Annotated in this window: 13 protein-coding genes; 8 read left to right on the top strand and 5 right to left on the bottom strand. The window is 52.0% G+C overall.

Annotated features, from left to right (window positions below):
- The first annotated feature begins 12 nt into the window (after window positions 1–12).
- From R3B84_19540 to R3B84_19510, 7 genes are all read left to right on the top strand, one after another.
- Window positions 13–3,867 carry a protein kinase gene (locus R3B84_19540; GenBank protein ID MEZ6142761.1) on the top strand — a complete coding sequence of 1,285 codons (3,855 nt, stop codon included), beginning with the start codon at window positions 13–15 and terminating at the stop codon, window positions 3,865–3,867.
- On the top strand, window positions 3,864–4,427 hold the full coding sequence (locus tag R3B84_19535) for an ECF-type sigma factor (GenBank protein MEZ6142760.1): 564 nt from the start codon (window positions 3,864–3,866) through the stop codon (window positions 4,425–4,427). Before R3B84_19540 ends, R3B84_19535 begins: the two co-directional genes overlap by 4 nt.
- 249 nt (window positions 4,428–4,676) lie before the next feature.
- Window positions 4,677–6,443: a multiheme c-type cytochrome gene (locus tag R3B84_19530; protein ID MEZ6142759.1), complete on the top strand. Its 1,767-nt coding sequence runs from the start codon at window positions 4,677–4,679 to the stop codon at window positions 6,441–6,443.
- A 297-nt stretch (window positions 6,444–6,740) separates the two neighbouring features.
- Window positions 6,741–7,244, top strand: coding sequence for a hypothetical protein (locus R3B84_19525; protein MEZ6142758.1), 504 nt, complete (start codon window positions 6,741–6,743; stop codon window positions 7,242–7,244).
- Between the two features lie 72 nt (window positions 7,245–7,316).
- The gene (locus R3B84_19520; GenBank protein MEZ6142757.1) at window positions 7,317–7,628 is read left to right on the top strand and encodes a S24/S26 family peptidase; all 312 of its coding nucleotides are present in this window, start codon (window positions 7,317–7,319) and stop codon (window positions 7,626–7,628) included.
- Between the two features lie 464 nt (window positions 7,629–8,092).
- A complete protein-coding gene (locus R3B84_19515; protein ID MEZ6142756.1) occupies window positions 8,093–9,283 on the top strand; it encodes an MlaD family protein in 1,191 nt (396 codons plus the stop codon).
- Between the two features lie 154 nt (window positions 9,284–9,437).
- Window positions 9,438–10,262, top strand: a complete 825-nt coding sequence (locus R3B84_19510; GenBank protein ID MEZ6142755.1) for a sigma-70 family RNA polymerase sigma factor — start codon at window positions 9,438–9,440, stop codon at window positions 10,260–10,262.
- 33 nt (window positions 10,263–10,295) lie between these two features.
- Here the strand turns inward: R3B84_19510 and R3B84_19505 are convergent, their stop codons facing one another.
- The 5 genes from R3B84_19505 to R3B84_19485 all read right to left on the bottom strand — a co-directional run bounded on the left by R3B84_19505 (window position 10,296) and on the right by R3B84_19485 (window position 17,762).
- Entirely contained in the window at window positions 10,296–11,573 is a 1,278-nt protein-coding gene (locus R3B84_19505) for a hypothetical protein (protein MEZ6142754.1), read from the bottom strand.
- Between the two features lie 50 nt (window positions 11,574–11,623).
- Window positions 11,624–12,979: a phosphoglucosamine mutase gene (gene glmM, locus R3B84_19500; GenBank protein ID MEZ6142753.1), complete on the bottom strand. Its 1,356-nt coding sequence runs from the start codon at window positions 12,977–12,979 to the stop codon at window positions 11,624–11,626.
- Window positions 12,980–13,790: 811 nt separating this feature from the next.
- The gene (locus R3B84_19495) at window positions 13,791–16,283 is read right to left on the bottom strand and encodes a ComEC/Rec2 family competence protein (GenBank protein MEZ6142752.1); all 2,493 of its coding nucleotides are present in this window, start codon (window positions 16,281–16,283) and stop codon (window positions 13,791–13,793) included.
- Between the two features lie 201 nt (window positions 16,284–16,484).
- Window positions 16,485–16,970: an HIT domain-containing protein gene (locus R3B84_19490; protein MEZ6142751.1), complete on the bottom strand. Its 486-nt coding sequence runs from the start codon at window positions 16,968–16,970 to the stop codon at window positions 16,485–16,487.
- A 24-nt stretch (window positions 16,971–16,994) separates the two neighbouring features.
- A complete protein-coding gene (locus R3B84_19485; GenBank protein ID MEZ6142750.1) occupies window positions 16,995–17,762 on the bottom strand; it encodes a hypothetical protein in 768 nt (255 codons plus the stop codon).
- Window positions 17,763–17,893: 131 nt separating this feature from the next.
- Here R3B84_19485 and R3B84_19480 point away from each other — a divergent pair, with 131 nt between their 5' ends.
- Window positions 17,894–19,426 carry an MFS transporter gene (locus R3B84_19480; protein ID MEZ6142749.1) on the top strand — a complete coding sequence of 511 codons (1,533 nt, stop codon included), beginning with the start codon at window positions 17,894–17,896 and terminating at the stop codon, window positions 19,424–19,426.
- The last annotated feature ends 19 nt before the right edge of the window (window positions 19,427–19,445 follow it).

The following is a 19,445-nucleotide window of genomic DNA, read 5'->3' as shown; positions in this document are numbered from 1 at the left end:
GGAAACGATCCAATGAATGATGAAGCCTTGTTTGCAGCCGCACTGCAAATCACAGATCCGAACGCCCAACTGCAATACTTGCAGGAAAATTGTTTCGACCAGGCCCAACTGGAACGGCTGCAGGGGATGCTGGCGTGCGACCAGCAGTCCCACCTGATTGATCAGCCGGCCCAGTTACCGGAAACGGTTCTACGCCCACCCACGATGGCTGTGGGGGATCGCATCGGCAATTATAAACTGCTGGAGCAAATTGGCGAAGGTGGCATGGGCGAAGTGTGGGTCGCCGATCAGTTGGAACCCATGAAGCGCCGAGTGGCATTGAAACTCATTAAACCAGGCATGGATAGCCGCACGGTGCTGGGCAGATTTGAAGCAGAACGGCAGGCTCTTGCGGTGATGGATCACCCCAACATTGCCAAGGTGCTGGATGCGGGCACCAGCAGTGAAGGCAGACCTTATTTCGTGATGGAACTGGTGAAGGGAACACCCATCACCGAGTTTTGTGATGCCAGAAAACTGTCAACCAAACAGCGACTGGAACTGTTTGTGCCTGTCTGCCAGGCGATTCAGCACGCCCACATGAAAGGGATTATTCACCGGGATATTAAACCCAGCAATGTGCTGGTGGCCTTGCACGATGAAGTGCCAGTGGTCAAAGTAATCGACTTTGGCGTGGCGAAAGCAATCGGCCAGCAATTGACCGACAAAACCATCTATACGGGGTTTGGTGCCCTGGTTGGTACCCCCGCATACATGGCACCGGAACAGGCTACCTTCAACCAGCTTGATATCGACACCCGCGTCGATGTATATGCCCTGGGGGTGCTGATGTATGAATTGCTGGCAGGCAGCCCACCGATCGAGCAGGATCGCCTGCGGAAAGCCGCACTGGATGAAGTACTGCGAATCATTCGTGATGAAGAACCCCCACGCCCCAGTCAGCGGTTAAGCACTTCCCAATCCCGAGCAACCATCGCCGCCACCCGTGGGATCGAACCAACCAAATTATCCGCACTGATGAAGGGCGAGATTGACTGGATTGTGATGAAGGCATTGGAAAAGGACCGCACCCGCCGATACGAGACTGCGAACGCACTTTCCAAGGATGTACAACGTTATCTGACGGGCGATGCAGTCGAAGCCTGCCCACCCACGTGGATGTATCGTCTTCGCAAGGTGTATCGTCGAAACAAAACGGCGGTGCTCGTAGGCAGCGCATTCATTGGGCTGGTGCTCGGCGCTGCACTCATGGGTGGCGTGCTGGCTGTTCAAGCGCGTCGGGCAGAAAAGGTGGCCAATGCGAATGAAGATAGCGCCCGGCGTGCGGAAGCCGATGCGTTTCAGCAAAGGAAACAAGCAGAAATCGAGCGGGATACTGCCCAGGCAGCCCGTAATGAGCTTCGTCGAAATCATTACCTGGCAGCGATGGCGCTGATTCCCGCCGCCTGGAAAGCAGATAACGTCAGCCGAGTGATCGAACTACTCGATGAGCAACGACCCAAACCAGGCGATTCGGAAGATATCCGTGGCTTCGAATGGCACTACTGGGACCGGCTTTGCCGTGGACATACCCGCGAGATGTCACTGGGCGAAGATGTCTACTACTGTGCCATCAGCGGGGATGGCAGTCGTGCAGCGATGGCTCGAAAAACCAAAGACCCCCTTCCGGAACAGGTCGAGAGTAGGGGATCGCCTGTAGCTAACTACCGAATCGAGATTATCGATTTGGCGACTGGTCGTATGGTTCGCGAGCTTGCGACGCTGAATGCAAGATATTTCAGGCTGAAACTGAACCAGGATGGCAGTCGATTGTTGAGTTTGCTCGATGATGGGAAGAGCGGATTGATTGCCTGGGATGTGGCCACTGGTCGCGAGCTAATCAAGATGCCCCTGGATGACGAGCAACTTCCTGTTTCCCAAATTGCTCTCAGTCCCAGCGGTCGGCTTGTTGCGGTGGTGGAATATCAAGTGAGTCGACGACTATTTGAGGAACCATCCGACCAGGTTCGGTTCACGCTCATTGACTTGGAAAATGCGATCAATTCACAAAAATCCGTTCAGTTCCAACTGCAGAGACCTGTCTCAAAATTTCTGCGATCACTTGTTATCAACGACCTTTGTTTCAATGCGTTGGAAGATCAGGTTGCGTTCTTAACAAACCCGCGTGTCCAATCTACGTTTACCGGTGGAATTCAAGCAGAGCAATTGGACTGCTCCGTTTACCACATCGATATCCGTACGATGAAAGCTCGTAAAGTCGTCGATGTTGCAGCCGAAAAACTGTGTATTGCGTTCACTCCAGATGGCAAACACCTCACGGGAATCACCGCTGGCCCCGAACGTTTGCTTCGCTGGGACATCAGCAATCCTGACCAATGGAAAGAAGTGCTTGCCAGACAGCTGGCTTTTTCAATCCATCGTTCAGATTTTTTAAATTACAAGCCACCCTTTGCGATTCAGCACAGCCCGGATGGTCGAACTATTCTGCTGACAACTATTTATTCAACAACTTGGATCATTGATGCCGAAACAGGGGATTTGCGCCGTATCATCAAAAGTCCGGGCAATACCAGGGCTGCTTCCTTTGCGCACAGTGATGTAATCCGAGCAATCTTTAAGCAAGATGAGATAAAGCACACCGATATTGTAATGCAGGAGTGGGACTTTGCTAAAGCACAAGCTACAAATCGTGCGAACGATACCCCACGAATCCGTACGATTCATAGCCCCGATGGCGAACGACAAGCGGTCTACTTGTTGGATGAAAACAAGGTCAGTATTCGAAACCGTCATGGAAAGGAATTGCACTCCTTCGCGGTTGCAAAGTTGGGTGAATACCAAGAGCCAACGAGGACAATAGATCCCATTCCAACAAAAACAAAGTGGTCCTTACCCAGTGTATTGCTGACATTCAGCCAGAATGGACGCTATTTGTGCGTTCGAGAGAACAAAGTTCCCTACGGTTTTACGGGTCCCATTCTTGAGACAGACACGGGCAAGGTGTGTTGGACACCCGTCACTACGAACATCAACAATGATCCTTTAGATCGGATGATGAATCGTACTATCACCATCCTCAGTCCCGATCAACGCTATCTTGCGCTCTTTGGAGCGGGTCAGGTGCAGGTTGTTTCCCTGGACAATCCAGAAGATCGCTTAGAAATCAAGACAGAATCTCAATCGAACGGTACCTTCAGCCCCGATGGGAAGCGATTGCTGGTGGAAGATCGTCAGTCATGGGGCTCGGTGCGCGATGTTGGTCGGATGCAATTGTGGGATCTGGATAACAAACGCCTCATCCGCACCGAAAACTATGGCCCACCCTATGATGCCTTCAGTGCAGATAGTCAATATTTTGCTACGGTTGCAAAGGCTTCAGACGGAAAACACATCTTGCATTTTGGCAATGCGGCCAATGGTGAGGAACTTTGGACTGCGATTTTATCCGATCCAAATGGTTCTAGTCTGGCAATCCATCCCCGCGGCAAATCACTCATATCATTCTCAAGTATGTTGTTGTCCCAAGGTCGTCGATCAGCGCCGATTGTTTGGGACGCAGCAACAGGCAAAATCCTGGGATTGCTCGAAGGCTTTTCTGGTCGACTCGACGACGTTCTTTACAGTCCGGATGGAACGCGTATCGCCACCTTATCGCGAACTACAGATGATCATATCGAGGTGCGTCTGTGGGATGCCACAACATTCCAAGAGTTGCTCACGTTGACGCATTGGAGGGTTCCCTTTGGTACTCTCTCTTTCAGCTCGGACGGCAATAAGCTGACCTACGATACTTATATGATCCCGGAAGATCCAAACTACGGTGGGATCACCTGGAATGCAACACCTCAAGTCACAGGCAAAAAATGACCCCCGTTACCCAACTTCTGAGAGCGGCAGAACAAGGCGATCGGCAGGCTGCTGCTGAATTGCTGCCTGTCGTTTACACAGAGTTGCGTGTACTTGCCGCTGCCAGGATGGCACAGGAGCACCATGCCCAGAGCCTCGATGCCACAGCGTTGGTGCATGAGGCTTACCTGCGTCTGGTGGGAGATCAGCAATTTGCAGGCAGGGGCCATTTTTTTGCCGCTGCTGCTGAAGCGATGCGTCGCATCCTGATTGATCGTGCCCGCGAACGTGCCAGTCTGAAACGTGGGGGAAACCATCTGGTGCAATCGCTGGATCAATTGGACGTGCCCGCTGGCAATCAGGATGATGATGAATTGTTACATCTGGATGAAGCGATGCAGTTGTTCGCTGCCACATATCCCGACCATGCCCAACTGGTCTCTCTGCGTTTTTACGGTGGGCTGACACTGGATGAAATTGCCCAACTGCAGCAGATTTCGCCCAGCACGGCAGACCGACGCTGGCGCTTCGCACGTGCGTGGCTGAAATACCAAATGCAGCGGGACAAGAAAGCAGAATGAGAATTTTCTCATTTTTCAAGTTCGGCGATGGTGCAGTGCAAAACATTAAAATTCACTCATTTTCATTGGTCCACGTTTCAAGTGCAACGTGTTTTGTCCCTGTTGGCGATTCATTTTCATACTTCTCTCATTTTTCAGCTCGCGTTTTTTTCCCCGCGTGGGTAAAAGTTACACCCAGCACAACGATTTTTCCGATAATATCTGGAAGGTAAGGACGATGCATGTTTGCTAGAGAGGAGTTCGCCGGAAATGATGTGGAAGTTGACCATTTCCAATGGAACAATTCGTTACATTGCTGGAATTTTACTGGTAGCCGTGGGGGGGGTGATCTATTGGGCGGTTTCTCCGGAATCGCACCCCAGCCAAACAGCAACATTGCAGGCGGCAGAACCCAAAGGCACCCCACTTCCGCCTCAGGAGCTGTTTACCCACTGGCCTGATCCGGCAAAACAAAAACCGGATCTGGTGCTGGTGATTACCGGCCAGACTTACGGCTATCTGCAGAAGTGCGGCTGCTCCTACCCACAAAAAGGTGGGTTGGAACGTCGGTATAACTTTATCAAATCGCTGGAAGCACGTGGTTGGGACGTGGCAGCAATCGATATTGGCGATGTACCGAAACCGTTGCCTTACACCCCCACTCGCGAGCAGACGATTACCAAGTATGCCACCGCGATGCAGGCGATGAAAATGATGAATTATCGCGTGACGGGCGTGGGGTACGAAGAGCTTGCTGGCCCACTGCTGGAAATGCTGGCAAAGTATTCTCTACAGCCCGGCAATGAATTGCCCAAGGTGATCAACAGCAACATTGCCAATCCGAAAGATTTTGAAGGTTTTAGTGGTCCGATGATTCGGCCCGCAGAAATCCTGAAAGCCAAATCCGGCCTGACCGTGGGCATTACCAGTGTGATCGGCCAGAAAGTGATTGAGAAGAATCCAGATAACAGCGTGAAGTTTGCCGAACGCACCGATCTGGAACTGAATAAGGTGCTGGCACAATGGAAAAAAGATGGCGATCCGATGATCAAGATTCTGTTATATAGCGGACCGTTTGATCATGTTGATCCCACCACGAACAAACGGGTGGATGCCCAGGCTGCAGCGGAATTGTTTCCGGATTTCAATGTGATTGTGTCGCAGACTGCCGAATCGGAACCACCCAGCCTGCCGAAGGAAGTGAACAATAAGCGCACCATGATCCTGCAGGTGGGCCAGCGTGGCCAGAACGTGGGTGTGGTGGGGATTTATCAGACGAAAACCGGCATCCAGATGTATTACCAGAAGGTGGCGATGGCGGAAGAATTTGCCACCCCAGCCGATAAGACGAAAGACCACCCCATCCTGAACCTGTTGCAGGATTATTCCGACACGGTGAAAAAGCAGGATTATCTCAGCCAGATGGCCAGCCGCAAAAAGCTGCATCCGGTGCAGGCCCAGAACCCAACCGCGAAGTATGCTGGCGATCAGACGTGTGTGCAGTGCCACGCCAACGAGCACGCAATCTGGTCGAAATCGAAGCATGCCCACGCCTACGAGGCACTGGAAAAGATTGCGGCCTTCCCCACCGGTCGGAACTTTGATGGTGAGTGCATCATTTGCCATACGGTGGGCTATGCCTACCGCAGTGGGTATCTGAATGCCGAAAAAACGCCCACCTTAAAGAACGTGCAGTGCGAATCGTGCCACGGCCCTGCCAGCCTGCATGTGACGGAAGAAATCGAGAATCTGAAGAAAGCAAACCCCACCCACGCGATGAAGAAAAGCCTGACCCCATGGAAAACAGGTGGCCAGGGGCATTTACCATCACCTGAAAAACTGGCAGCCTACGCCGCGGAACCGGACCAGAAGAAGCGAGAGGCGATGCTGACCGTTCAGGAAAACGAAGTCATGAGCCGAGTCTTCCAGGTGTGCTTCGGCTGCCACGATTCGGATAACGATCCAAAGTTCAAGCTGGAAGATTACTGGAAAACAATCAACCACACCGGCTTCCTCAAAGGCCCCGCCAAGAAGTAAAGAAATCATTTCACCTGCCCAGCACAAAATACCTTCTCAACGCATCATGGTCTCTCAATGCACCCAAGATCCCTATTCCTGGCGGTGTTCAAAAAGCAGTCAGGATGCCTGCTGTCCCAGGAAAGCAGCAACTGACATTGACGAATTGTTTCTGTTTTTGATTGCATTTTGCTCATGAGAGATTATTCTGAATTCAGTTGAGGCCGCAAGGGCCTAAGTGAGCGATTGGAGCAGGAATCGCTTTGTTTTTTCACCATACATCCCGCGAATCTGCTTAACCGAGGACCCGTTTTCCCCATGGCGACACCACTCACTTTCGACATTATCCCGCACGTTGGTATCGGTCCGGTTCTTCTCGGGATGACTTTGGACGAGGTCAGGATGGCACTCGCTGATCTACCAGGTGCTTTCCCTGAAGTCAGAAAAGGTCAAACAATTCACTGCTATTTCGATGTCGCTCTGCAAGTGAGCTTCGGTCAGTCGAAATTGGTAGAATTCATTGGAGTATACAACACTTCGCTGCTCCTATGCAAATTTGAGGGCCATGATGTGTTTGACCTGCCAGGTCCCGAGCTATTCTCTTTGATTGCATCTAAAGAGCGAAGCGACCAGCACAAATATAATTCATCGGAGTACCTTTTCCCGGATCAGATTGTCACCCTATACGAAGCCAACGAGCAGTATGATCGCAAGCGTGGAGAATTGCGACCAGTCTTTATGGAGGTGGGTGTCGGAAATGCTGAGTATCTTGCAGCGATTGAAGCGATCAACGCAAGATACAGTGGTCATGAGGCTGGATAACCAGATGCAGCCATTTGAATAGGAGATGCGGCTGATGGAAGATGGACGTCACTTCTTGTTTTGGCGAGACCGATGAGCGAGCGTGAGTGGGCAACCGCTGCATACGAGGCACTGACCCGTGGTGAATCGGTTCAGGTACGACCCCGCGGGCATTCGATGCGGGGCCGGATCGACGACGGCTCACTCGTCACATTGGCCCCTTGCCTGCCTGACGAGTTGGTGGTCGGCGATGTCGTTTTGGCCCGTGTACGGGGCTGGCTGCTGGTGTTGCATCTCGTTGTCAGCATCGAGCGAGACAGGTTCCAGATCGGCACCGCGGCAGGCCGGTCGGACGGGTGGGTCTCTATCGCCGACATCGGTCGAGTGGTTGTTATCGCGGAGTAAAGGCACCTCAACCCACAAAGCCATCTGCTGAAGACGAATTTTCACATCAATTACATTCCGTTGTAGTTGGCATTTGGTTGCAATGAGGCGATCCTGGGCGAAACGATAGCGTTTGCGGTGGGCACAACAATATTTCTGTGATACCCCCAATGTAACTCTAGTACTATGCCTCACCACATCCTTGTCGGTCACAGTGCAAGTGCTGCACTTCCTTCACCAAGTCGCCTCTTTCGTTACAGCACATTTCCTCTGGTGGTCCCCCAACAAAATTCAGGTGTCCACAAATCGAACTTGGACGCTTTTCCTTTCACCAGGCCCACGTGGGGTGCAGAAAACACTAAAAATGAGAAAGATTTCATCAATTATTGGTATTGGGGTGCGAATAATCTGTTAGATTCCATTTCAGGTGGGTAACGTTCCATCTGAAAAGTCTGCTGGCCCCCACAACGTTCGAGGAGCGTCGAATGACTGGCAAATTAGCACCATGGAAATCAGCCTTTCTGGGGCTGGTTGTTCTCATCTGCCTTGCAGCAGCGGGCAGTGCACTGCTGGGCATTGGCAATTTCGGCCTGTGGAGCAGGCAGCACACCCTCATTATTCACGCACCGGACGCACAATCGATCCGACCTGGCAGCCACGTGCAGATGGCAGGGCTAAACATCGGTCAGGTGCAGGACGTGGCTTTTGCCAGCGACCACCCAGGGGTAACCATTACTCTGAAGATTGATGAAGAGGCCTATCGTCGGCTGCATGGCGATGCCGCGGCCCGCGTGTTAAGCAGTGGGCTGCTGGGTACCTCGCAACTGGCGTTATTACCCGGAAACAGTACAGCAGGACCGTATCAGGACCAGCCACTGCAACTTCGCAGTGCCGGCGGGGTGACGGAAGTAACCGATCGCCTGACGGTCGTTGCGGAACAGGTCGATACGATGCTGGCGAAAATTCAGGATGGCAAAGGCACTCTGCCCAAATTGCTGAACGATGAAGAAATTTACAACGATCTGAAAGTGATTACTTCCGATTCCAGAAAACTGGTGAAAAATCTCGATTCCGCAGTGGCAGATCTTCGCACTGATACCAGGAAAACACTGGCAAAAGTTGATGAAGGGGTGGATACCATCAAGAGTGATCTGGGCGAAATGAAGCAGTTTGTGCGAAACGGCAACGAAGCAGTGACAGCGATCCGCCAGGATGCAGAAGCGATAAAATCGATGCCGATCGTGCGGAGTTATGTGGAAGATGCTGCCAAGTTGATGGTACAGCCGAATTTCGATCGACATCGCGTGCTGTACAACCCGGATGCGTTGTTTGCCCACAATTCCAGTGTGCTGTCTGAAGAGGGGCATCGCCACCTGACGGAAGTAGCCAACTGGCTGAATTCCAACAAAATTAAAAAATCCAATGTGGTGGTGTGCGTTTTTGTAGACCCGGAATCGAAAGAGCACACCCCTGCTGGTGCCAAAGCGCTGTCGAAAATGCAGGCAGAGGCAATTGTGAAGTTTCTCAAAGATAAGAAAGTGGATGATATCAGTTTCTGGAGAGGTCGGGAAATAACCCCACTGGGGATGGGGATGGACCTTTCACCCGTAGTCGAACCCGCAGGTAGTTCCGTGTCACCCACGCGGGTAGAAGTGCTGTTTTTTCAGCCAAAGTAATCGCACTAAAATCGGGAGATAGGTGCAGAATGTTGCCTTATCTGCGGGCAACTGTTAAAGTTGGTATATGGTGAATACGGAACCGCCCCCACACGATCGGACTTTTGTCCTGTATCACTACTGCAGGATGCAACTTCCCGCACTGCAGTTGAGCATGGACCAATGCACTTACCACCTGCAACGCACATTGCAGCTTTATCTGGCTAAAAATCCTCATGAAGTGGTTACCTGGCCCACGTATTTCGATTCGCTGTACGTACTGGACTGGTACATCTGCAACGGCTGCATTGAAAACAATAACCGAGCCTGGGAAATTCTGTTTGCCACCCGCACTGGCCGAAGCGATACCCTGCTGGTGGATGCGTTGCGGGCACGTGCGATCCGGCTGTACCCTCGGGATGAAGAACGACAGGAAGGAGTCATTCAGGAATTCTGGACCCACCTGTTAGTGGCGAACAACCCTAATTCTCTGCCGATTATGGCCCGCTACGACGGTCAACGCCCACTGGCACCGTGGCTGATTCGCGTTTTTCAGAACTGGCACGTATCGCAAATGCGGTCGCACCACCCGACTGCGGCGTTACCGGATGACGATCTGGCACTGCCCATCCCACAAACTCAGGACGATCGGTGGCACGATGCCTTCTGCAGTGCCGCACGAGACTGGCTGAATTCTCTTTCCGATGCAGAAATTCTGCTACTGGGACTTCGTTGGCGGTATCGCTTTTCTCAACGGCAGATTGCCCAACAATTAAAAGTTCATGAAGGTACCATTTCCCGCCACACCGATGCGTTGCGGGATCGGTGCTATCAGGTGATTGGCCAACGCCTGACCAGCCAGGGCTGGACCGGCGATGAGCTGGAAACATTTATTCTGACAGAGATGCAATCGTTGCTGATGGATGAGCCACGTCTGGCCGCAGATCAGTTGACTTTGTTGCTGGCAAAAAAAGGAATTGAACTTCCAGGGGAAGCGTAAGACTGACGGAAGAACCTTCAGATAGGTTTCGCATCAGTTCTGGGCGATTTTTAAAGTTACCTGTGCTGAAAAGAGGTATTCGCGGTCGCCACGTGTCAGCGATTTGATGATTGTTTGAATGTTTCGCTGTACTTTGACGTTTTCCGATGCCTGGTTGGCAATTTCGATATCAACTGGCTTGTCGAGATCGAACATCCGGTCGTCGAGGTGGAGAATCAGCTCCGAAATGCCTTCAACCTGGGCAATTGTTATCTTGTCTTTGCTTCGCTGGGCAACCACTAGTGTGTTCGGCTTTGCCCCACCTTCGGGTAAGCCGACCCAGTAAAAATGTTGATGTGGGACACCCGTTTGCTTCCATACAACCTTATCTGGTAAGGGGTTACGCGTAAACTTTGCCATCCAGGGCAGGGCGATCTTATCTTCCAGGTTCATCCAGTGGCCTTTCCCTTCATGAATCTTCACCAGGTGGGTGTAGCCTTCGGGGTCTTCTTTGTGATATTTTTCTAATAGTTTGCCGTATTGTGCCCCCACTTCGTTGCGTTTGTAGGCACTGTCATTTCCACCGACCTGTAGTGCGAAGGGTAAATTCCGCACGGACAGCAGCGAAACACCATTCGGGTGGCCTGCCATCATTGCTGCAGCCGCAAACTGATCGGCCATTCGTGGGGCTAACTGGTAGACACCATCCCCACCTGCAGAGTAGCCCAGCATGTAAATGCGGTTAGGATTGACGCCATGCAGCACCACAAAGTTTTCGATCAGGCGGGTAAACATCCGGTCGATATGCCCTTCGTGCCACAAATTCCAGGTGTTGGTGGGAGCACGCGGTGCCAGATAAATCCCTTCCTCTAACTGATAAAGCTTCTTTTGATTATTCCACTGCTGATCGTTAACGCGGGCAGGTGCACCCCCACCTCCATGCATGGAAATCCACAAACTATGACCATCTTTGGGCTTTTTGCCGTAAATGGTGAAATCGTAAGGCATTTCGAGCTTGCCTTCAGTTATTTTCTTCTGTTCATCTTCCTGCTTTCGCTCCACCTTCAGGCGATCGGTGTGCCACTGCCAAAGAAGTTTCTTGGCTTCTTCGGCTTCCGCTTTCCCCAACGCGGTGGTCAAACACGAATCATTAAGGCTTTCTAATGATTTTGGGTTCTTTTCCAGAAACTTTTTCAATTGTGCTACCGCTTCTGTCGCAGGGGTTGTTTGCGCAAACCCTTGCTGAATAAGCAGTTGCGACAATAGCAGTGCGACGAAGAGTGCAGTCGGTTTCATCAGAACACGCAGCACAGCAACAACAGGTAAAAACATCGGATCTTCCTACGAAATGGTGACGGTTCTGTAGTTCTGTTCGATTTTATTCAGGAATTGAAGTGTTTCGCCGCTTCTGTGCATAATTTTTCCGCTTGATCCCGCGTGGGTGCCTCGGCGATGACACGCACCACTGGTTCTGTATTACTGGGCCGGATATGCACCCAACTGTCTTTCCAGTCCAAACGCAGGCCGTCGGTGGTGTCAATCTGGGCATCGGACCACTGATCCTGAATCGCTTCCAGTGCGGTTGGCAGGATGGCACGATCAATGTCATACTTTTGCTTTAACATTTCATACTTGGGCAGTTCGGCCACCAGTTGCGAAAGCGGCTTTTTGGTGCGTTGCATGTGCTGCAGAATCATCGGCATGGCCGCAAAAGGATCGCGTACCCAGCCAAGACGAGGATCGATCACACCTCCGTTACCTTCCCCTCCAATCACTGCCCCCATGGCTTTCATGCCCGCTACCACGTTGGCCTCTCCCACGGCAGTGCGGTGAAACAAGACCCCTGCCGCCATCGCCAGATCTTCCACCACACGGGATGACGACATGTTAATTACCACCGGGCCGGGAGATTCTGCCAGCCGAAACTGCACCGCGAGCGCTAAAGTCAGTTCCTCGGAGATGCATTTGCCGTTTTCATCAATCAGTGCCAGTCGATCGGCATCAGGATCGAGCACAAAGCCCACCGCACATTCAGCTTCCTTCACCCGTGGTGCCACATCGGTCAGGTGGGCAGGGATCGGTTCCGCTTCATGCATGAACACCCCATCCGCGTTGCATCCCTGTGCCACTACTTCGCACCCCAGGTGGTGCAGCAGATTCAAGCCTAACGGCCCACCCGCACCGCCATTGGCATCCAGCAGCACGCGAAAGTGACGGGATTGTAAGTCTGCCACACTGACAATATCACACCCCATGCGGGCGTGGTCTTCCAGCAGATCCGGTGGGATATGCACTTCGCCCTGCTTGCTCCAATCGGCCCACTTCAGTGGTCCACGTTCAAACAGGCGTTGGACTTGTTTGCCCCGCTCTGCCGATAGCACCGCACCATCGTTGCCAAACATTTTCAACCCGTTCCATGGTGCGGGGTTGTGGCTGGCGGTAATCTGGATGGCACCTGCCGCAGAAAGCTGACGCACTGCAATGCCGCACGTGGGGGTTGCCGCAACGCCAATATCGTAAACTGAACAGCCCACCGCCGTTAAGCCAGCGATTACCGCTTTGTTCAGCATTCGGCCACTGGGTCGACTGTCGCGAGACACCACCACACGGCCCCCACCCAGATAGGTGCCCAGTGCCGCAGCAAACGTGGTCGCTGTAGCAGGCAGCAGCGATTTTCCAACGATCCCACGGATGCCGGAAACGGAAACAATCAATGAACTTGGTATTTCGGGATTCATGCAGAAACCTAGCACAGTTTGAGTAGATGACACGGAAATTCGAGCGACACGGAAAGTAGTTTCCTGCAAAATCTGGATGAAAACTGGCGAATTCGAATTCCAGATAGAGCGGGTTTCGAGTAATTGTGATCATGGCTGTTAATGGCTTATTGTCTTTTGGCCCTGAAGGGGCCATTCTGTTAGCCCAGGGTGAGCGAAGCGAGCCCTTGGAAAAGAATTTACCATACGCGCGGCCCTGAAGGGGCCGTTCAAAATGGGTCTGTGTTCTGATAAAATCTGTTAGGTACATCACTTCGAATTTGAACGGCCCCTTCAGGGCCGAAGATCTTTTGTATCAGCTTCCCAGGGCTCGCTTCGCTCACCCTGGGCTGACAGAATGGCCCCTTCAGGGCCAAAGACTGTTTATTATCTAGCCAGCTCAATTCATATAATTCATGGTAGCGAGCAACAGCATTTAATAATTGTCGCAAATAGATAATCAATCGAATTGATCTCAAAATATTGAAACCCGCTCTAAACCAAAATCAGTTTGAAATTCGGTGTTTCTGGTATTTTTCGATCCAACCGCGGCAAACGCCGTCGGCTCACAAACCCAACCGTCGGTTGGGTTTCAGACAGTTGTGTCTACAACCGTCATTCCCGCGAAGGCGGGAATCCAGTACTAAACACTTGAGTTGGCAACTCAACATCATGTTTTGTGAGCCGCGGTTCGCATGATAGACGTTAAAACACCGATTTTTACATGAAATTGGGTTTAGTTCGGTAAGTGGCTTAATAAACCGATCGCACCAGCGATTCACTTGAAGATATCTTACCTGTTCTTTTCTGCCATTGGTGGCAGTGGCAGCACCACGCGTTCGTTGCTGGCAAAACTTTCCACCACAATACCAGTAGGATTCACTCGAACGCTGATCGCGCCCATGGGCCAGGTCGACCAGTATGGCACACCCAGTGCCTGCATTGCTTCAATCGCCTTGCCCGCATCTCCCCGCCCCTGGCTGGAAATGGCCAGTTGAGGCGTGCACCATCTGGCCAGAATCGCTGGACCAGATTGCAATGGACGCTGACCATCCCGCCCCAGGCTGCCATGGTGCGGGACCATCATCATCGGCATCGCACGTGGGGGCTGTTCTGCCAGATCGGAGATTCCAGGCCCTTCCAGGTCGCCCGTCAGCAGCAGCAGTGGGCGATTCTGCTGGGAAATCTGCAACACAAGACTGCGAACATTTTCCACCCCACCTGGCCCTTCCTGTGGGGGATGCAATACATCCAGTTGGACTACTCCCGCTTCCAGATGATCTCCCGCCTGCAGCGTGCGAATGGGAATGCGGTATCGTTCGCATAGTTGCACAAACTGTTCTGTTAACGCGGATGGTTTTTCACGAAACGATGGTGTCAACGAAATCTGGCCAATGGGAAACCGCTCAATCAGATCGGGCAAACCATTGTAATGATCAAGATCGGCGTGGGACAAAAAAATCTCGTCAATGTGGGCAACCCCCTGCGACCACAAATAAGGTGCAATGATATTCCGGGCCACGGGTGAGCCCACAGAAGAACCTGCATCATACAGAAAAATCCGGTCATCGGGCGTACGCATCACTACACAACTGCCATGATCCACTGCCAGAAATGTCACCTGCAATTCATCGGTGCGGTGGGGCAGGCGATTCCAGAGAATAATCATGGCAAACCAGGCACCAAGCAGCCCTACACACAGCAGACGGGATGGAATGGCACTGATCAGATGGATGAACAAGCGGTGGCGAGCCAGTAACAGTACAGCCAACAGAACGTAAAAGCCAATCAACCACCAAGATGGTGGACTGGGTGCATAAATTACCCCACCTGGCAGGCCATCTGCAGAATGCACCAATCGCTGGCACAGTATCAGCAGGTTTTCTGTAATCCAGGCAAACGGTTCCACAATCCCCAGTGGGCTGAGAATCAGAAACAGAAAACCCATGATCAAAGCGAGTGAAGTTAACACGATCGCGACTGGACCAATAAGGATGCCCACGGGAGAGCAGAGGTGTTGCCAGGCGAGTGTCAGTGGCATCACGCATAACGATAGTACCAGCGTGATCATATACATGCGGGCCAGCCACCGCCCAATGGCTTTCGCTCCCAGCCAGAACAGGGATGGGTTTTCATCCATAATGTCGGCATCGTTTCTGTTTGGCAGACCCCAATCCGGGATTCCCCAACATAACAGCGCAACGCACACAAATGACAGTTGAAAGCCAGGTGTAAACAGATCCGTAGGCTGCAGAACAAGCACCAGCAGCCAGGCAAATGCAAAAATATTTGGCTGGTGCAATGATCTCCGGAAAATGATGCCGGAACACACTGCACTGACCATAATTGCGGCACGCATCGCAGAAGGTCGGGCACCAGTCATCAGGGCATAAACCGTTACGGTGGTGGCTACCAGAAAAGCAACTTTGCCCGGTGCCACCGGAAACAGTCGAAACAGGCACCACAGAAAAAAGCTGAGCACCACCAGGTGCTGTCCGGAAATTGCCAGCACGTGAATGACACCCGTGCGGATATATTGTTGCCATTCATCCTGTGACATGGCAGTCCCATCACCCAGTAACAGGGCGATCGCCACTTCGGGCTGCTTCTGGAAGTGTTGCTCGATCCGCGTCCGGCATGACGATTGCAACTGGTTGAGAGACCGTTGCAGAGACCAGTTGCCCGTGACCAGCCGCACCGCAGCATCGGGCGTCTTCTTGCACTGCATGCTGGCAACAACCAATTGATCGGCATAACGATTTGCCCAGTCGAACTCCCCCGGATTCAGTGGGCCTGCCATTGGGGCAAGCCAGCCAAACAGTTCAATTTCGTCACCAATCGTCACTGCAGTCAATTCGCCAGAAATGCGAACCTGCACCCCGCCGGAAACGGGCAGCCAATCCCCACGCACCTGAAGGTGGGTTGCATCGATCCGTAACGTGGTAGATACTTCAAAAACATTCGGATTTTCTACAAATCGTGCAGGCAGTTTGCGGTAGACAGGTCGCTCGATGACCACACCACGCACACGGGAGATGACGGGGTCTTTGTGTAACTGATGGCTGAGACTGTCTGCGGGTTGATACCACCGATAATAGTGATGGTACGCCCCACCTGCAAAGAAAAAACAGAGGATCAGTAGCCAGCCTCGATCAGCGGGGCGATACGCAACCACGAAGATGATCCCAAGTACCACACTGATTGCACCTGCGGTAGTCCAGGGAATATCATTGGGATAGTAGCGATCGAGCAATATCCCCAGGGTGGCTGCTGCGGCCAACAGCACCAGTGGGCACTTGAGTTGCAGTTGCAGATAGGCAGTGCAGCGAGCCCATGGTGGCGACCCTTTTGACGAAGATTATAGCGAATCGGAATCCACAGATGTGCGACAGAAGCCCATGGAAAATGCTGGTAAATTGTCTTTCAGCTTGATTCCAATTCAGAATACGCCGAAAAATCTCACACTGAATAGAGCAGAAATGAAAATTTATTCATTACTTGCTTTCAGCAAGCGGTGCAGTTCTTCCAGTGCCTGGGGAATGACTTTCGTGCCTCCAACGACGGGCATAAAATTGTTATCCCCCTGCCACCGTGGGACAATGTGCCAATGAAGATGACCTGGTAATCCGGCACCTGCAGCAGCACCAAGGTTCAGCCCCACGTTAAATCCGTGGGGTGAGATCAAATTTCTTAATTTTTTCACATATTTGACGAGCATGTGCTGAATACTATGTTGCTCTTCATCGGTCAGGTCCACCAGATCTGCCACGTGGCGTCGTGGGCAGATTAACAAATGGCCATTGTTATATGGATATTTGTTTACTAATATGATTGTTTGATCGTTCTGCTCTACCACCAGCAAATCTGCATCGTCGGGGTGCGAATCGGCATGGCACACGAAGCACCCTGCAATCTTCTCTTTAGGCTGAGTCACGTAGCTAAGCCGCCACGGTGCCCACAATCTATCATTCATTTGTATGCGCAACTAATTATATAACTACTTGCCTTTGGCTTCCCGCAGCAAGTTGGCAAATTCCACATTCACGTTCGATTTGGTGGTGGCATCAGTTTTCACGTCAGATGATAATTTATTCAGAATATTCACATATTCTTTGTAATTGGCGTTCAGGAAATCAACGCGGGCCCGCAGCACAGGATTGACCACCAACTGGATTTTCCAGTACTTCTTTTCGCCTTCCTGCACCAATTTGGGATTAGTGACATAACTATAGGTAGCTGGGGCATTAAAAGCAAAAGCGTTGTTGCGGAACAACGCACCCATGATGCGTGCGTCGAGAGAATCATCACTGAACAGGTGGGCGTCTTTAAGCCCCACTGCGTTCGGGCAGGTGATGGTGATGCTGGCCACCGCTTCGGTGTCTCCGGTTTTCGCCAATTTCACTTCGGTGGTTTTGGGCAACGGGTCGAGAAAATAGAGCATCAGCTTTGCTTCGTCTGATTTCACGCCAGACTGCTCCAGGCGGGCATCCAGATCATCAATTGCTTCTCCAAAAGCTTCGGCTGCTTCGGCTGCCTTCACAAATTGCTCTGCGTATTCGGCAGAAACATATTTCGCAGCCATTTTGTAGTTACGTTCTTTGATCGCTTTCTGGAAGCGAGTGACGCACTCATCCGGCGTGGTGGCAGAACCATAGCCGGCCAGTTTGTCTTTCAGTTCCAGGGTGTCTTCTTTTTTGTAGAAGTACAGGAAGGCTCCCACACCCAGCACGGCCAGAAGGCCTCCAATCACAAGAATTTTTCGCATTTTGCACCTGATGAAACAATAATTCAGAAAAATAGTGGATAGAACATCCAATAACCATGAAGATAGTTGCATTCCTTGCAAGATGCAAGAATGAAAAAGTCCAATTATCCATAAGTCACAGGTAGACTCTTTTGTCCACAGCAGCACCGCTACCCCCATATACACGCCTGGCAACCAGTTCGCTGGCTTTGTTACTGGCGATTAATTTATTCAATTACATCGATCGCCAGGTCCTTTCAGCGGTGTTATCACGTCTGGAAGTAGACCCCAGCATCCTGGCAGCAGACGACCCACTGAAAAAGACGAAACTGGGTTGGCTGACACCCGCTTTTCTGTTCACCTATATGTTCGCCTCACCTATTTTTGGCAGACTTGCCGTGCGTTACCGTCGCTGGGCGTTAGTGGGTATTGGCGTCATCGTCTGGAGCCTGGCCAGTGGGGGGTCTGGACTGGCACGCAGCATCGGGCCGATCGATGGCTTCTGGATTCTGCTGATCACCCGCTGTCTGGTGGGGATTGGCGAGGCGGCCTATGGTCCAGTCGCACCCGCAATGATTTCTGATCTCTTTCCCGAATCCCGCCGTGGGCAGATGATGGCCTGGTTTTATATGGCCATTCCGGTGGGCAGTGCTCTGGGTTTTGTGCTGGGTGGGCTGATGGTCGACACATCGTGGGGCTGGCGTGGTGCCTTTTACCTGGTAGTGCTGCCGGGGATTCTTCTTGGCTTTCTGGCTTTCACCATGCGTGAACCGCCCCGCGTGGGCAAGCAGGAAATACAACCCTGGCGGGCAGTGCTGAAGGAATTACGTGGAATTCGTTCTTTTGTGCTGTGCAGTGCCGGCATGACCTTCAGCACCTTTGTGTTGGGTGGTGTGGCAGTCTGGGTGGTGACCTATATTTACGAACGCGAAGCCCGCTTTGATTTTTCCGAAGCGAAAATTGCCCTGGTGAGTACGGAGCAGGAAAAATTAACCAACGGCATTCCCTCTGAAGTCCTGCAGAAGTTGAAGCAATTTCCCAAAAATGAGAATCTCACTTATAAAGATGCCCAGTCCCACCTGAAAGTGGCAGGATTGACCGACAAAGAACTGGAAAATGAGCAATCGAAGATCTTCAAGGCATATTCTGCCCGCCCCAGCATGGATCTGGATGCGATTAACCAGAACTTTGGGCTGATCCTGGTGATTGGTGGGATAATTGCCACGTTTACCGGAGGCATTCTGGGGGATAAACTCCGTGGCAAAATCCGTGGGGCCTACTTTGTGGTTTCGGGTGGTTCTGCCCTGGTGGCACTTCCACTGTATCTGGCGGTGTTTTTTGTGCCCTTCCCACTGGCGTGGGTGTTCCTGGCGGGTACGATCTTCTGTTTGTTTCTGAATACCGGCCCCGCCAATACCATTCTGGCGAATGTGACCCGCTCACCGATCCGTGCCACCGCTTTCGCGATTAACATCCTGATTATTCACCTGCTGGGTGATGCGATTTCACCTGCAATCATTGGCATGATTGCCGATTTCAGCAGTCTGGAAACGGGCCTGATGCTGGTGACGCCGTTCATTCTCGGTGCAGGTGTGCTCTGGTTATACGGTGCGCGCACACTGGATGAAGACACCGCGGTGATCAGCCAGGCAGAACACCCCGCGCCATCGAGCCCCACTATATGATGCATAGGGGCCAACCTGG

The sequence above is a fragment of the Zavarzinella sp. genome, from assembly GCA_041399155.1.
Classification (GTDB): Bacteria; Planctomycetota; Planctomycetia; order Gemmatales; family Gemmataceae; genus JAWKTI01.
This window is presented reverse-complemented; position numbering and strand designations above follow the sequence as displayed.